General features: G+C 44.5%; 14 protein-coding genes and 1 riboswitch. All 14 genes read right to left on the bottom strand.

Features of this window, described 5'->3' with window-relative positions; translation table 11 throughout:
* Window positions 1–127: 127 nt before the first annotated feature.
* Window positions 128–1714: a Na+/H+ antiporter NhaC family protein gene (locus J7E38_RS08480; RefSeq protein WP_214706510.1), complete on the bottom strand. Its 1587-nt coding sequence runs from the start codon at window positions 1712–1714 to the stop codon at window positions 128–130.
* Window positions 1715–1850: 136 nt separating this feature from the next.
* A riboswitch (Lysine riboswitch) is annotated at window positions 1851–2035 on the bottom strand.
* 66 nt (window positions 2036–2101) lie between these two features.
* On the bottom strand, window positions 2102–2860 hold the full coding sequence (gene yunB / locus J7E38_RS08475; RefSeq protein ID WP_214706508.1) for a sporulation protein YunB: 759 nt from the start codon (window positions 2858–2860) through the stop codon (window positions 2102–2104).
* Between the two features lie 87 nt (window positions 2861–2947).
* A complete protein-coding gene (locus J7E38_RS08470; protein ID WP_214706505.1) occupies window positions 2948–4057 on the bottom strand; it encodes an HD-GYP domain-containing protein in 1110 nt (369 codons plus the stop codon).
* Window positions 4058–4340: 283 nt separating this feature from the next.
* The gene (locus J7E38_RS08465) at window positions 4341–4643 is read right to left on the bottom strand and encodes a YunC family protein (RefSeq protein ID WP_214706501.1); all 303 of its coding nucleotides are present in this window, start codon (window positions 4641–4643) and stop codon (window positions 4341–4343) included.
* 68 nt (window positions 4644–4711) lie between these two features.
* Window positions 4712–6094, bottom strand: a complete 1383-nt coding sequence (locus tag J7E38_RS08460; RefSeq protein WP_214706498.1) for a bifunctional metallophosphatase/5'-nucleotidase — start codon at window positions 6092–6094, stop codon at window positions 4712–4714.
* 64 nt (window positions 6095–6158) lie between these two features.
* A complete protein-coding gene (locus tag J7E38_RS08455; protein ID WP_214706496.1) occupies window positions 6159–7007 on the bottom strand; it encodes a DUF72 domain-containing protein in 849 nt (282 codons plus the stop codon).
* Between the two features lie 334 nt (window positions 7008–7341).
* Window positions 7342–8739 (bottom strand): Fe-S cluster assembly protein SufB, encoded by a 1398-nt coding sequence (gene sufB / locus J7E38_RS08450; RefSeq protein ID WP_144478507.1) that lies wholly within the window; start codon window positions 8737–8739, stop codon window positions 7342–7344.
* 112 nt (window positions 8740–8851) lie between these two features.
* Window positions 8852–9298, bottom strand: coding sequence for a Fe-S cluster assembly sulfur transfer protein SufU (sufU, locus tag J7E38_RS08445; protein ID WP_214706494.1), 447 nt, complete (start codon window positions 9296–9298; stop codon window positions 8852–8854).
* A complete protein-coding gene (locus J7E38_RS08440; RefSeq protein WP_214706492.1) occupies window positions 9288–10517 on the bottom strand; it encodes a cysteine desulfurase in 1230 nt (409 codons plus the stop codon). Before J7E38_RS08440 ends, sufU begins: the two co-directional genes overlap by 11 nt.
* Complete coding sequence (gene sufD / locus J7E38_RS08435; protein WP_214706491.1) at window positions 10517–11824, bottom strand: Fe-S cluster assembly protein SufD; 1308 nt, start codon at window positions 11822–11824, stop codon at window positions 10517–10519. The genes J7E38_RS08440 and sufD overlap by 1 nt, the downstream gene beginning before the upstream one ends.
* Before the next feature lie 18 nt (window positions 11825–11842).
* Window positions 11843–12628 (bottom strand): Fe-S cluster assembly ATPase SufC, encoded by a 786-nt coding sequence (gene sufC, locus J7E38_RS08430; RefSeq protein WP_214706490.1) that lies wholly within the window; start codon window positions 12626–12628, stop codon window positions 11843–11845.
* Window positions 12629–14023: 1395 nt separating this feature from the next.
* A complete protein-coding gene (locus tag J7E38_RS08425; RefSeq protein WP_214706489.1) occupies window positions 14024–14176 on the bottom strand; it encodes a YuzK family famiily protein in 153 nt (50 codons plus the stop codon).
* Window positions 14177–14441: 265 nt separating this feature from the next.
* Window positions 14442–14813: a carboxymuconolactone decarboxylase family protein gene (locus J7E38_RS08420; RefSeq protein WP_214706487.1), complete on the bottom strand. Its 372-nt coding sequence runs from the start codon at window positions 14811–14813 to the stop codon at window positions 14442–14444.
* A gap of 101 nt (window positions 14814–14914) precedes the next feature.
* The gene (locus J7E38_RS08415) at window positions 14915–15748 is read right to left on the bottom strand and encodes a MetQ/NlpA family ABC transporter substrate-binding protein (RefSeq protein WP_214706485.1); all 834 of its coding nucleotides are present in this window, start codon (window positions 15746–15748) and stop codon (window positions 14915–14917) included.
* Window positions 15749–15755 lie beyond the last annotated feature (7 nt).

The following is a 15755-nucleotide window of genomic DNA, read 5'->3' as shown; positions in this document are numbered from 1 at the left end:
TTTGCGACATAATAAATTTTTTTCGATAAAATTTTCCCAACTATACTAAAACTCCTATTAATTAGGATTCTATTCCCACTATTTTAAAAATATGAAAAAAGCTGTCTGATTCCAGACAGCTTTTTCATTATTCTGCTAGATTTTCTTTCAGTACTTCTTCCTGGTTTGTTTTGCTTCCGAAGATGAACGCAAAAGCAACCAGCAGGATGGCTACTACTGCAAGTGCTGCGAGCGTGCTGCCTGTAAAACCGAGGACCAGGAAGCCGACAGCTGAAATCGCTGCTGAAATCAGCGCGTATGGCAGCTGAGTCATGACATGGTCCATATGGTGTGAACCAGCACCTGTTGATGAAAGAATCGTTGTATCAGAAATTGGCGAGCAGTGGTCTCCAAAAACCGCACCAGCAAGGACAGCTGCCAAAGCTGGCAAAAGAATTGTAATATCAGCTGCCGCTGCAATATCTCCTGCAATCGGAAGCAAGATTCCAAATGATCCCCATGATGTTCCTGTTGAGAAAGCCATGATACCGGCTACGAGGAACAGCAGGAATGGCAGGAAGGCAATATTGATGTTTGAGCTTTCAACGATACCTGCCAGATATTTACCTGTTTCAAGCCGGCCAATCAGGTCAACGATGACCCAGGCGAAGACGAGAATATAGATAGCCGGAAGCATTGATTTAATGCCCTCAGCAATACCTTTTCCAAAGACATTGGCATTGACTCCTTTTAATACAGCTGCCTGTCTGACAAAAAGAATCAAAGCTACAGCAAGACCCAACAATCCGCCAGTTACAAGAGACTTGGTGACATCTGTATTTTCAAAAATACCGAAAATGGTTACTTTTCCTTCAACAGCACTTGCGCCTGTCCATAGCATCATGCCTACTGTTCCAACGACAAGGGCAACAATCGGCCATACAAGGTCTCCAACAGTACCTTTCGTACTCGTTGGCAGATCATCCTTCAGTTCGCCTGGTACCGGCTTGTCCTGAGGAACAACAATTCCTTCCGTAATCGCAAGTTCCTCATGCTTTTTCATTGGACCAATTTCCACATTCCTAAGAGCAACAATGAAAACCATTGCCAATGCTGCAAGAGCATAGAAGTTCATTGGCACGATTTGCATGAACCCTGAGAACGCACTATATTCATTCACGCCGTGAGCAGCAAGGATTGTACCAATCAATGCAATGATGTAAGCACCCCAGCTGGAAATCGGAGAAATGACACACATTGGTGCTGAAGTTGAATCGATAATATAGGCCAGTTTTGCACGTGAAACCTTCTGGCGATCCGTGATTGGACGAGTGATCTGCCCTACAGCCAGTGCATTGAAATAATCATCAATAAAAATAATAATGCCAAGGAAAGCACCGACTAATTGAGCTCCAGCTCTTGTTTTGACACGCTTCATTGCCCATTCGCCGAACGCTCGGCTTCCTCCTGAAATAGAAATGAAGGCTGTAATTGTACCCAAAAGCAGCAAGAATAAAATGATGTATAAGCTATACGTGTTCAGTTCGCCATCCGCAATGACTATCGCCTTGGCAGCATCCCACACAATAGCGAATGTTTCAATGATATTAAAGTCAGCAAGCAAAAATGCTGCTGCGACGATGCCTGTCCCCAAAGACAATAGCACCCGCCTTGTGATCACTACCATCAAAATTGCCAATAATGGCGGCAGCAATGAAAAAATTGTGTTCTCCATTCTTTCTCCTCCTTGTTTTTGACAGGGGGGAAACATTTACATGAAAAGAGTTGTAGCCACTTTCTTAAAAAATAAAAAAGGACAACGATAGAGAACATTCTATCGCTGCCCTTAATAAGCAACTAGTGTCTCCATCACGATCTGTAGCTCCCCATTATGGATATACCTCCATAATGACAGTGATACTCTTGTTCAAAGTATCCCCAGCAATAAAAAATGTGACTCATCTTATCATTGCTTCGGCAAAATTCCCTTTCAACTGTGATCAACGTTGTCATCCTCACACAGCTTACTCTTTAATCCTGCGCCTCTACCCCATCGGAATGATGTGGTTTATTATTCAATTGATTTTATAATATAACAATATCGTTAACTTGACAACTATAATTATTCACCAGGCAATTGAATCGCTGGCGAAGTATTCCCGCCCCCATTGTAAAACTGCGGAACTTTTCCAGGATAGTAGAAGCTGCCAATCGGAATATTTTCCTGCACAGTCGCAATTTCCGTCGCAAAAGGAATAATGATTTGCACATTCACTTTTACCCTGACCGATACATTGATAAGGGTATTATTAATTCCATGCTCTTCAGTATCCCAGACGACATCTGCCGTCACATCGCCGATTGCATTGAACTTCACCGGAACCCTTGGCCCCATATTACCGAGCAGCGCATTGTTGGTCGCCTGACCCAAAGGAACATAATAAATGATTCCTTCTTCCCTGTCTTTTTCATCGGTCACGAGCTCGACATCTGATAACATCTCGAGAGAGGTAAGATTCCCTCTTTCCGCTTCTTTCAGGTTCATTTGTACAATATTAGTCGTTTCCGCTTTTACCCGATTGATGATTTCTGTGTTGAATTTCACCACAGTGGTTGTACCCCCATCCACCGGTACAAATTCAATCACTTTATCAATATCCATCCCGCTGGCTATTTTTTTGTTGATCGCCTTGTTGATAACCAGAGTCGCAATTTTTCTTGTCTGGGATTCAGCATATTTCATCAAAGTCGGTTCAAGTCCTTTATCGATGATCCAAAGTCCTGCTGCAGTGGAAAAGGAAAAAAACACGAATGTCAGCAGGAATACATACCTGAAAGGCAAGGGCCCTTTCCGAGGCAGCCGCCGGCCGAATTTTGCCAAAACAAATCCCCCCTCTAAAGCTATATGTATGCTTCAAAGGGGGGAACTAGCCTAATTACTTTGTCTTATACTATATTGATTTTCACTTTAATAATTCGCTGCGTACTCGTATTGTATGATCGTATCACAGCTGACAATCATCAGTGACAGATTTGATTTTAGATCCAGGTGGTATGGTTCCACTCTTTGCCCGTTATCCTCAAGAATTCGGACTACAGGACGCTCGCTCAAGCCGGGATTCTGTTGTACTACGACGCCTTTCCGGCCATCACTCAGGATCACTGTCAGGCCGACCGGATAGATCGCCACAGCCCGCCGGAAAGCGTCGACCACCTTCGGGTCAAACAAGCTGCCTGCACCCGAATAAAGAATTTCCAGGCCTTCATGAGGCAGCATTGCCGGCCGGTAGACCCGATTGGAGGTGACAGCGTCAAACACATCAGCTACACCGAGGATTTTACCGAATAAATGGATTTCATCCTCTTTCAGTCCACGAGGGTAACCTGCTCCATTCAAACGTTCATGATGCTGATATGCACAATGGGCAACAATCAGCGGGATAGTGGGAATATTCCTGAGCATCTGGAAGCCGTCCTCTGCATGCGCCTTGATGATCTGGAACTCTTCTGCAGTCAGCTTGCCTGGCTTGGATAAAATTTCTTCAGGGACCTTCATTTTTCCCACATCATGCAAAATCGCACCCAGACCGAGCTGTTCAAGTTCCTTCGGGGAGAGCTTCATTTCTATCCCGATCGCAAGGGAGTAAAGCGTTACGTTCAAGCTATGCGAAAAAATATAATGGTCATGCAGGAATACATCCGAAAGCAGGTTCAAAAGCTCTTTGCTGCTTTTTAATTCATCAAGTAAAGCAACAATCAGCTTCTTGAATTTCCTCGCCGATTTTTCCAGTACGAACGTTTGCGAGATCTTGGAATCCAGCTGAACTTGTTTGAAAGTTTCACCGATCGTCATGATCGCATTGACCCGCATTTCATCTGGTATCGAGTTCTTCACGATGATATCGTCGGTATCTGGATCTTTGATATAGATATAATCAATCCCAAACTCTTCAAGGCGGTTCAGCATCTTCCGCTCGAGCCTTACACCTACATTCAGCAGGATCTGGCCCTTGTCATTATAAATGGCTTTCCCGAGTAAAGCCCCTTCCTCTACCGATGTGGTGGCTACGAGTCTCATGTTCATTCCCACTTTATCTGTTAGTTGGCGGCTATATTTGCCTTATCATGAATTGAAGAAAAATTTACATAAAACGACAATATTTTCTTATATTCTATCACAATTGCAAATCATTGGGTCATTCGTTTTCATTTTTGAGTTGGGAAAAAACGAGCCCATTTTTGCATTCAATCATTATATCGGATTGAAAATTCACTTCTTTTACTGCTTCTGCAAATATTCACATGAAGTACACAAAAAAAGACAGCTCTTCAGGCTGTCTTTTTTTATGGCTTTATTCGAATTAATTCATAAGCAGCAAAGCTTCCTTGCCAATCATCCCTTTTGTGGCGCCAAGGTTCTCCGCCTCGAATGTGACGGACTCAAGCGGGGCTTCGAGCAATTCTTCAATCGTTTTCACGCCAACGGCTCTTCCTGCAATGACCTTCCTGCTCTTGAGCTTTTCATTGAGAAGCGCGACATCAAGGGCGCCGCACATTATATATCCTTTGTCGCCGGTAACGACAAGTAGGTTTGTCTTTGGCAATTTTACAGAAATACATAAAAATGTTCTGCCTTCTATTTCAATGGGTGACATATCGATCATGACCACAACTCCTCCCTTCAATCCCAATAACACTCTATGAAGATGGAAGGAAAAGCGTGATATTTTGATCAAATATTAATCGTCATATTTGAAAGCTTCCACTCGAGCAGATTGCGGAGAAACTCTGGCAGCCAGTATCGTTTTTCCTCAGCACGCTGGATTTCCGGAAAAAATCGGCCGAACGTGAACATATCGGGAATGGCGAGTAAGTAGTGCTTTTTTGCATCGATGAGCTCGCCATTGATGAACACTTGCTGGACATTGCCTTTTTGACGAAACTCAATCCCATCGTACTCCATGACACCCATCACGGTGCCGCGGAAGCCAAGTCCTTTTATCTGCAAATGGGGCCATGTTTCATCTCTTGTCTGAAGAAGCACTTCTTTCAGTTCCGCACCTGACATGTTGATGGTACAAGGATTGATCGGGTGCGGACAGATTTCAAGCAGGTCGAATCTCGTTACATCTCCCTGCTTTAGGCCCTTAAGAATCATGCCGGCATTCATGAAGGCGCAGTCCGCATCACACCACTCCCTTAAAGCCTGAACGAGCAGCCTTGCCAGTTCGGTATGCTGCATAGGGTCGGCTGTTAACTCAACAGGCAGGCTGGCAACCGGCTCACCCATCAAGTCTTTTCCTTCTAAGTAATAACCTGCAGCCATCTCCTTCTCGCCTTCTGCCTGGCCACCTTCATTCATATCATACAAGATGGCAGTTTTCTCTAGCACCTGCTTCGTATCGTGATCTAACTTCACAGTCACATGGCCGGTATAATAACCAAACTTGCCAGCACCCGCGAGCAAACTCGATCCGACTTCTTTTCCTTCATGTAAAATATGATGAGTGTGTCCGCCAAGAATGACGTCTATTTCCGTGAACTGCGATGCAATCCTTTCATCATCATGGATCCCAAGATGGGATAACAGAATGATGATATCACTTTGTTCTTTTAACTCCTCGACGCAGGTCTTTATTTCTTCCATCGGGTCGGTCACCTTCCATCCGAGCTGCTCATAGAATCGCCCGAAATTGACCGTGACACCAATGACTCCGATCCTTGTGCCTTTTTTGCTTATGTACACATGATAAGGCTTAGCCCAAACCGGACGGCTTCCATCCTGTTTATACAGATTCGCCACAAGCATCTCGAATTCTTTTTCATGATACATCGAATCCAGATCCTCGAATGGAAGCGTAATACCTTCATTGTTCCCAATGGTACCGGCATCATAGCCGGCCTCATTCAGCAGTCGGCAATTCGCCTTCCCCCTGGTCGCATCAGATAACGGATGCCAGCGGTCCATATGATCGCCAATATCAAAAACGAAAACCTCATCGCCTTCTTCCTCATGCCAGCGCCGCCGCTCAGTTACAAGCTTATGGATACTCGGCCAGTGCTCCAAATGGCTATGCAAATCATTCGTATGGTATATATGAATCATCTCTTCCATTGAACCATCATTCCTCTTTTAAAATGAAGTGTCCCCTCACTGCTGCCAGGAGGGGAATATAGTATCAAAACAAATCAAGCTGTCTCGGGTTAAGCCCTTCATATTCGATATCCAATAAATCCATCATCTGTTTCGCGTTATCGGCCGCATCTCCGCCGGAATTGTTATTGAACAGGGCGAACACCTGGGAAGTCCCTTCATTAAGTTTACGAAGGTTCTCGGCCCACTCCGTCAATTCGGCCTGATTATAGCGATATAAATAACGTACTTCGCGCCATTCCTGGCCTCGCCCCTTCTTGTTCCATCCATGGATATTACGGCCATGGAAGCGGACAAGGACTTTTTCCGGGGAAGTGGATTGCAGCACGGTCGGGATCGAGCCTTCGCCTGCCTGCGGCTCATCGCAAATGCTGTGGATCCAATTTTCCTTTTGCATGAACTCAAGCGTTTTCTCGCGCATCTCACCTGCAAACCATGACTGGTTCCGGAACTCGAGCGCACAATCAATATCGCCCATCTGCTCGCGGCACCAGCGCAAGTAATCGACATTCTCCTTGCGCAGGTCAAACCACGGCGGGAACTGAAACAGTGTCATTCCATGCTTATTGGCCTCAAGATAAGGCCTCAACGATTCCTTGTAGGCAGTGAACATCTCATTTTTATCTGTAAAAGGGATCTCCCCGCGCTGATGGCCGGTCATTCCCTGGTACGCTTTTACAATGAATTGAAATTTGTCAGGTGTATCCTCTACCCATTTCGCCGCGTTCTTCACAGGCTGCACAGCGTAAAATGAGGCATCGACCTCAACTGCAGGAAAGTGGCTGGAATACTCCTTCAGTTTATCACGAGGCGAAACCTTGCCTTCATATAAACTGTCATGGTCTCCCCAGCCCGTTAAGCCAACAATAATCATCTGTGCACCTCCATTTTCCCTTCATAATAGCACAATTAAGCGCTGAATAAGAACTAAGACATGTTCTAACCTTATTTCCCGCTTATAGAGAAGGAAAAACATTGATGGAGTCAGATGCTACGCACGTTTTTACCGATGAATTGCTGAAAAATACTCTGCAATCCAGGTTACTTTAATATATTCTCTACGGTTTTAACAATATTCTCTACGAAAAGATATTGAATCTCTACGATTCCCTCATTAATCTCTACGAAATGTGCCCGAATCTCTACGAATTCCATAAAAGGGTAAAAAAATCCACCTGCCGAGGCAGGTGGATTCCCGTAATCATCTATTAACCGATTGAACCTTCCATTTCGAACTTGATCAGGCGGTTCATTTCGACTGCGTATTCCATTGGCAGTTCTTTTGTGAACGGCTCGATGAAGCCCATGACGATCATTTCTGTTGCTTCTTCTTCAGAGACTCCGCGACTCATCAGGTAGAACAATTGCTCTTCTGATACCTTTGAAACCTTCGCTTCGTGCTCAAGAGAAATGTTATCGTTCAGGATTTCATTGTATGGAATTGTGTCTGAAGTAGACTTGTTATCCATAATCAGCGTATCGCACTCAATGTTTGAGCGGGCGCCGTCAGCTTTGCGTCCGAAGTGGACGATACCGCGGTATGTTACTTTTCCGCCCTGCTTTGAGATTGATTTTGATACGATGGTTGATGATGTGTTTGGCGCAAGGTGGATCATTTTCGCACCTGCATCCTGGTGCTGGCCTTTACCAGCAATCGCGATGGATAATGTCATACCGCGAGCGCCTTCACCCTTAAGGATGACTGCTGGGTATTTCATTGTCAGCTTGGAACCGATGTTGCCATCGATCCATTCCATTGTCGCGTTCGCTTCACAAACCGCACGCTTTGTAACAAGGTTGAAGACGTTGTTTGCCCAGTTCTGAATTGTTGTGTAACGGCAATATGCGTCTTTTTTGATGATGATTTCAACGACCGCACTATGAAGTGAGTTCGTTGTGTAAACTGGAGCTGTACATCCTTCAACATAGTGTACGTGCGCGCCTTCATCAACGATGATCAATGTACGCTCGAACTGGCCCATGTTCTCAGAGTTGATGCGGAAATACGCCTGAAGCGGAGTATCCACTTTGATCCCTTTTGGAACATAGATGAAAGATCCGCCAGACCAAACTGCAGAGTTCAACGCTGAGAACTTGTTGTCTGTTGGTGGGATGACTTTTCCGAAATGCTCACGGAAAATGTCTTCGTTCTCTTTCAGAGCAGAATCAGTGTCCTTAAAGACGATTCCCAACTCTTCAAGCTCTTCCTTCATGTTGTGGTATACAACCTCTGATTCGTACTGTGCAGAAACACCTGCAAGGTATTTTTGTTCAGCTTCAGGGATTCCAAGCTTGTCGAAAGTCGCCTTGATTTCATCAGGTACTTCATCCCATGATTTTTCAGATTTCTCGGATGGTTTTACATAATACGTGATTTCATCAAAGTTCAATGAAGCCATGTCTCCGCCCCACTGAGGCATTGGCATATTGTAGAAGTGCTCCAATGATTTTAAACGGAAGTCCAGCATCCACTGGGGCTCTTCCTTCATTTTTGAAATTTCTTCAACGATTTCACGCGTCAGACCGCGCTTAGACCGGAAGATGGAAACGTCTTTATCGGAAAATCCGTACTTATAATCACCGATCTCTGGCATTTTTTTAGCCATCGTCGAATTCCTCCATTCTTAAAGCAGGGAAACAAGGTTTCCCGCTTTGTAGTTGTTCGCTGCAGGCCAATCCCCTGCAGCATGTTCGGGAAAAATCACCATGCGATGATTTTTATTGGCTGTCTTCCTCTTCCTTCAGGCCTTTCTCCATTGCCTTCCACGCAAGAGTTGCACATTTGATCCTTGCCGGGAACTTCGCCACACCTTGAAGTGCTTCGATATCCCCGAGGTCCAGATCATCCTCTTCATATTCTTTTCCCAACATGATGTCAGAAAAAACGGATGAAAGCTTTAAAGCCTCGTCGATGTTTCTTCCTTTTACCGCCTGCGTCATCATCGAAGCAGAGGACATGGAAATCGAGCAGCCTTCCCCTTCAAATTTCGCGTCCGCAACCTTGCCGTCTTCGACTTTCATCGTCAGCTGGATGCGGTCGCCGCATGTCGGGTTGTTCATGTTGACTGTCAGGCTGCCTTCTTCCAAAACACCTTTATTGCGGGGATTCTTATAGTGATCCATAATAACTTGCCGATAAAGGTTATCTAAATTATTAAAAGACATCGCTGAAATACTCCTTTGTTTTGACAAGTCCGGCTACGAGTTTGTCAATATCTTCTTCTGTGTTGTACAGGTAGAAGCTTGCACGTGCTGTCGCGGACGCCTTCAGCCATTTCATCAAAGGCTGTGCACAATGGTGTCCCGCGCGGACGGCGATTCCTTCAGCATCTAATACAGTTGCCACATCATGTGGATGTACGTCATCAATATTGAATGTTACGAGTCCTGCACGCTTGCCGGCTTCCTTCGGTCCATAGATGGTCATGCCGTCAATTTCAGACATTTTATCCATCGCATAGGCCGCAAGAGCGTGTTCATGCTTCTCGATATTGTCGAGTCCGATTTCATTGAGGAAGTCGATTGCAGCACCCAGACCAATCGCACCAGCGATGATCGGTGTTCCGCCTTCGAATTTCCACGGCAGCTCTTTCCATGTTGATTCGTAGAGACCTACGAAATCAATCATTTCGCCGCCAAACTCAACCGGCTCCATTTTTTCAAGAAGGGCCTTCTTGCCATATAATACGCCGATCCCCGTCGGCCCGCACATTTTATGTCCGGAAAAAGCGAGAAAATCGCAATTCAGGTCCTGGACATCGATTTTCATATGCGGAGCGCTCTGGGCACCATCGACAACCATAATCGCACCATTCTGGTGGGCAATTTCGGCAATCTCCTTGATCGGATTCATGACACCCAATACGTTTGAAACCTGCATGATCGAGACGATTTTCGTATTTTCTGTCACTGTTTCTCTGACAGTATCAAGTGAAATCGTGCCATCTTCCTGCAGATCGATATATTTCAATGTTGCACCCGATTTTTTAGCTACCTGCTGCCAGGGGATGATATTGCTGTGATGCTCCATGTAGGAGATGACAATCTCATCGCCTTCTTTAAGGTTATCGCGTGCATAGCTTGCCGCAACCGTGTTGATGGCAGTTGTGGTGCCGCGGGTGAAAATGATTTCTTCAATCGATTTTGCGTTAATGAACTTTCTGACCTTTTCCCTTGCTCCTTCGTAACCATCGGTCGCTCTTGTTCCAAGAGTATGGACACCGCGGTGTACGTTGGAGTTGTATTCGCGATAATATTTATCCAGCGCTTCGATTACCTGCACCGGCTTTTGTGATGTTGCCGCACTGTCTAGGTAGACGAGCGGGCTGCCATTGACTTCCTGATTTAAAATCGGAAACAATTCACGAATTTCGCGGGCGTTCATTATTTAACTTTCCTTTCGATGACCTCAACCAATTGCTTTTTAACTCCCTCGATTGGAAGCTCATTTACAACAGGTGCAAGGAATCCGTGGATGACAAGGCGTTCTGCCTCGTGCTGCGGAATACCGCGGCTCATCAGATAGTAAAGCTGCAATGGATCAACGCGTCCAACAGAAGCCGCGTGGCCAGCTGTTACATCATCTTCATCGATCAGAAGAATTGGGTTCGCATCTCCACGTGCTTTTTCGCTAAGCATCAGAACGCGTGATTCCTGCTCCGCATTGGACTTGGAAGCACCGTGCTCGATTTTTCCGATTCCGTTGAAAATTGAAGTAGCACTATCCTTCACGACACCGTGCTTCAGGATATAGCCTTCTGAATTTTTACCGTAATGGATGATGCTCGTCGTGAAGTTCTGAGTTTGTTCTCCACGTCCGACAACGACAGTCTTAATGTCAGAGTATGAACCATCGCCAACCAGGTTCGTTACATTATCAGAAATGGTGTTACCGTCGTTCATCATGCCAAGAGCCCACTCGATACGTGCGTCTCTGCCGGCATGGCCGCGGCGGTTCACATAAGTTGTAAGGCCTTCAGCCAGTGTATCAACCGCACCGTACTGGATTTTCGCATTTTGGCCAGCGATTGCTTCCGTTACGATGTTGACCAAACCGTTCACTTTGCCAGTTGTAGAGAAATAGTTCTCGACATATGTCACAGAGCTATTGTCTTCAGCAACAACCAGTACGTGGTTGAACAGGTTCGCTTCTGCATCATCATGCAGGAAGATCGCCTGGATTGGGCTGTTCAGCTGTACATTTTTCGGAACATAAAGGAATGCTCCGCCATTCATGAATGCTGTGTGAAGAGCAGTCAAACGATGCTCGTCGTTTTTAACAGCACTCATGAAGTATTTCTTCAGCAAGTCGCTATATTCGCGCGCCGCTGTGAAAATATCAGTGAAAATAACGCCTTGCTCCTGCATTTCCTTTGAAAGCTGGAGGTATGCAGGCTTGTTGTTGCGCTGCACATACAGGCTGTTTTCTTTTGCTTCCTTGCCAACAAGTGCTTTTACTTCTTCAGGAAGTTCATCTAATGATGAAAAAGCATCGCTTGCAACAAGCAGCTTTTCAAACTGAGTGAAGTTCCATTTATCGATTTTCGTTTTATCCGGTCTTGGCATGGAGAGGTCTTCTGCTTTCGCAAGAGATTGCACACGAAGCTCTGTCAGCCATACCGGCTCGTTCATTTCTTTTGAGAAGGAAGTAATGTACTCCTGGTCAAAAGCCCATTTCGTTTCCGTAGTCATTATAAATCCCCCCAACGCTTAAGCTTCTTGCCCAACTGTTTCGTCTTCGATGCCAAGTTCTTTCTTAATCCAGTCGTATCCTTCTGCTTCTAAGCGCTGTGCAAGTTCTGGTCCGCCAGACTTCACAATGCGGCCCTGCATCATAACGTGAACATGGTCAGGAGTGATGTAATCAAGAAGGCGCTGGTAGTGAGTGATGATCAAGCAGCCGAAATCTTCGCCGCGCATTTCGTTGATTCCTTTAGAAACAACCTTCAATGCGTCGATATCAAGACCTGAGTCGATTTCGTCAAGGATTGCAATTTTTGGTTCAAGCATCATTAACTGAAGGATTTCATTACGCTTCTTCTCACCGCCGGAGAAACCTTCGTTAAGATAACGCTGTGCCATATCAAGATCCATTTCAAGGAATTCCATTTGCTTATCCATCTTGCGGATAAATTTCATCAGGGAAATCTCATTTCCTTCGCCAAGACGGCTGTTCAAAGCAGAACGAAGGAAGTCAGCATTCGTTACACCGCTGATTTCGCTTGGATATTGCATCGCAAGGAAAAGACCAGCACGTGCTCTTTCGTCCACTTCCATTTCAAGAACATTTTCGCCATCAAGAGTTACAGAACCGTTCGTTACTTCATATTTTGGATGACCCATGATAGAAGAAGATAAAGTAGATTTACCAGTACCATTCGGTCCCATGATCGCGTGGATTTCTCCACCCTTAACTTCAAGGTTCACACCTTTTAATATCTGCTTGCCTTCAATCTCAACCTGAAGGTCCTTAATTGATAATACAGATCCTGCCATAATAATACCTCCGTCAATATAGAAAAGATTTTAAGCCGACTATTGCCGCCAAAAGCTCTATTCTCATTTTATTCTCATTACAATCTTATAACAAATGAAAAGTGTTAGCAACACCTTAGAAGTGGAAAGAAAAATATCAAAAACTGTTGATTAATGTCAGATTTTTGGCTCATGCCGAGATTGAGTGAAACGACCGGGCAAACGGGTTTGCCCGCAGCGTTTCATTCAATCTCGGCAGCTTTTCAGCGTAAGCTGAAAAGCCAGTGAAGCGTAAGCTTCACGCCAATGAGCCAAAAATCAACACAAACTAATCTAGAATCATCTCATCAAGAATCTTCAGTTTTCACGAATTACTTCTTTCAACTTCCCGCCACCCGCCTTTCAGCTTGCTGAAAGGCGACCGCTGAGTTTCGAACACTCATCTCCATTTTACCAGACCAAGCCCCGCAAAGCAGGATATCCCGCTCACAGCTCGTACATCATTTTATTTTTTACCTTCTGTTATAAAAAAATGTACTGGATAGCGTTAGGGCAGATAAATCCGTTTGATTTATGAGCAGGAATGTAAATCGATATAGCAAGGCCGATCCTGATTCAGATAGCTTTTCGCTTATCGACTCCATACCTGTCAAGATAATGAGGGATTCTTGACAGCTTTTCATGCTAACCCCTCTAACCTGTCAAAATAACAGGGGTTTCTTGACAACTTTCCATCCTATCGCCTCTAACCTGTCAAAATAAAGAGGCTTTCTTGACAACTTTTCACCCTATCTCCTCGAACCTGTCAAAATAACAAGTCTTTCTTGACAGCTTTCCTTCCTATCGCCTCGAACCTGTCAAAATAACAGGGCTTTCTTGACAGCTTTCCATCCTATCGCCTCGAACCTGTCAAAATAACAGGGCTTTCTTGACAGCTTTCCATCCTAAAGCCTCGAAGCTGTCAAAATAACAGGGCTTTCTTGACAGCTTTCCATCCTAGCGCCTCAAACCTGTCAAAATAACAGTGCTTTCTTGACAGCTTTCCATACTATCGCTTCAAACCTGTCAAAATAAAGAGGTTTTCTTGACAACTTTCCATACTATCGCTTCAAACCTGTCAAAATAAAGAGGTTTTCTTGACAACTTTCCATACTATCGCTTCGAACCTGTCAAAATAAAGAGGCTTTTTTGACAGCTTTCTATCCAATCGCTTCAAACCTGTCAAAATAAAGAGGTTTTCTTGACAACTTTACACCCTATCACCTCGAACCTGTCAAAATAAAGGGCGATCCAGATCCTGATCCGGCTGAAACCCGATTTCTAAAAAACCATCTTCATTTTTACCATAAATAATAAAGAAACCAGTGCAAAAAATACACTGGTTCCAATTTTTTCTTCTATTATATATCCCGTCGCTTACGAGTGGACTTTTCGGTCCAGGTCAGCGACCATCCGTTGGCTTTTGATATAATCTTGCTCGCGTTTTCTTTCGACTTCCATTCTTGCGTCATGGTTCATGCTGTAGACTTCGTAACTAATTCCATGAGCTCCATGCATCGCCTTTTCCATTTCACTTGTGTAGTTCAGTTTTAGCTGACTAATAGTGAATCATCCCTTCGGTTTTTCGCTTTTAATAAGCGTTTTTTTGTTATTGCAATGGTAACACCTTTTGTTTACCACTATCAAAGCGTTTAAAACCGTTAATTTTTGGATGTAATGGAATGAGGAGGTCTATGGAGGCCTCACCTCTGCCATTCTTAGAATACTGGCAATATCCTCCCAAATGAAGCCTTTCCTGTTAGTCAGCAATCAATTAATCTGATTACAACAGCTTTTACTGCTTTAAAGTATTCAGTTCTGCCATGGCTTCCTGGACAAGTGTGACTGCCTGGCTCATGGCCGCCCCGCCGCCAAAAGCCGCTGTCACCCCAACTGCTTCCAAAATTTGTTCTTCAGTGGCTCCCTGGTCCAGGCAGCCTTTTAAATGGTAAATGATGCAGTATTCGTCCTGGGAATACAATGAAATCCCTAGAGCGATCAGCTGCTTTTCTTTTTGTGTCAGTGTCCCTTCCTGAAAACACACTTCCGTAAAAGCATTATAATGTCTTGCAAGCTCCGGCATTTTTTGCGTAAAAACGCCCAGTCCCTGTTTATATTCATGAAGAGCTGCTTCTGTTGAATTCCGAGGTTCATAATGATGCTCCATTGCTTCCACTCCAATCTGCTTTTTTCTCGGTTAGTATGTTGAATTTCAGAGCGGGTTATGCGACAAAAAGAAAAGCAGGCTTTTCGCCTGCTTTCCAAAGTTTATTCTTTTACCGGTACGACTGCACCTTCATATTTTTCAAGGATGAAGTCCTGGATTTCTTTAGAATGAAGAACTTCCACAAGTGCTTTGATTGCCGGCTTGTCTGCATCGCCTTCACGAACGGCAATGACGTTTACATATGGAGAGTCACTTTCCTCAATTGCGATAGAATCCTTCAATGGGTTCAATCCAGCGTCAATCGCGTAGTTTGAATTGATTAGAACAGCGTCACCTTCACCATTGTTGAAGATCTGCGGAAGCAATGCTGCTTCATATTCTGTACCAAACTTCAATTCTTTAGGATTTTCTTCAATATCGTCGATTGTTGCTTTTACTTTTTCCACGCCGTCTTTAAGAGTGATCAGACCCTCTTTTTCAAGCATTGTCAAAATTCGGCCATGGTCTGCTACAGAGCTGCTCATGATGATTTGGGCACCTTTTGGAAGGTCATCAAGAGTTGTGTAATCTTTAGAATATACACCGATTGGCTCGATGTGGATTCCGCCAGCATTTTCAAACTTATAGCCATTCTCAGCCATTTGTGACTCGAGGTAAGGGATGTGCTGGAAGTAGTTCGCATCAAGTTCTCCTGAATCCAATGCTTTGTTTGGAACAATATAGTCGTTGAATGTCTTGATTTCCATTTCGTATCCTTTTTCTTCAAGAAGCGGTTTCGCCTCTTCCAGGATTTCAGCATGAGGTACGTTTGATGCACCAACAACGATTTTCTTGCTTTCTTCCTTGCCGCCTTCTGTTTTTTCCTCAGATGATCCGCAAGCTGTAAGTCCTGCTGTTAAAACCAATGCTAAAAGTGCTAATAACCATTTTTTCAATGTCAAT

It is taken from the genome of Bacillus sp. ISL-35 (genome assembly GCF_018613355.1).
Taxonomy (GTDB): domain Bacteria; phylum Bacillota; class Bacilli; order Bacillales; family Cytobacillaceae; genus Mesobacillus.
Note: the sequence above shows the minus strand (reverse complement) of the source record. Positions and strands in the feature narration are given on the sequence as shown.

Bases quoted from the DNA above. Each gene is read 5' to 3' on its own strand.
- sufU (WP_214706494.1), bottom strand. From the start codon at position 9,298: ATGTCTTTTAATAATTTAGATAACCTTTATCGGCAAGTTATTATGGAT.
- J7E38_RS08425 (WP_214706489.1), bottom strand. From the start codon at position 14,176: ATGGAAAAGGCGATGCATGGAGCTCATGGAATTAGTTACGAAGTCTAC.
- J7E38_RS08465 (WP_214706501.1), bottom strand. From the start codon at position 4,643: ATGATCGATATGTCACCCATTGAAATAGAAGGCAGAACATTTTTATGT.
- sufC (WP_214706490.1), bottom strand. From the start codon at position 12,628: ATGGCAGGATCTGTATTATCAATTAAGGACCTTCAGGTTGAGATTGAA.
- J7E38_RS08460 (WP_214706498.1), bottom strand. From the start codon at position 6,094: ATGGAAGAGATGATTCATATATACCATACGAATGATTTGCATAGCCAT.
- J7E38_RS08440 (WP_214706492.1), bottom strand. From the start codon at position 10,517: ATGAACGCCCGCGAAATTCGTGAATTGTTTCCGATTTTAAATCAGGAA.
- sufD (WP_214706491.1), bottom strand. From the start codon at position 11,824: ATGACTACGGAAACGAAATGGGCTTTTGACCAGGAGTACATTACTTCC.
- J7E38_RS08420 (WP_214706487.1), bottom strand. From the start codon at position 14,813: ATGGAGCATCATTATGAACCTCGGAATTCAACAGAAGCAGCTCTTCAT.
- J7E38_RS08470 (WP_214706505.1), bottom strand. From the start codon at position 4,057: ATGAGACTCGTAGCCACCACATCGGTAGAGGAAGGGGCTTTACTCGGG.
- J7E38_RS08455 (WP_214706496.1), bottom strand. From the start codon at position 7,007: ATGATTATTGTTGGCTTAACGGGCTGGGGAGACCATGACAGTTTATAT.
- J7E38_RS08480 (WP_214706510.1), bottom strand. From the start codon at position 1,714: ATGGAGAACACAATTTTTTCATTGCTGCCGCCATTATTGGCAATTTTG.
- sufB (WP_144478507.1), bottom strand. From the start codon at position 8,739: ATGGCTAAAAAAATGCCAGAGATCGGTGATTATAAGTACGGATTTTCC.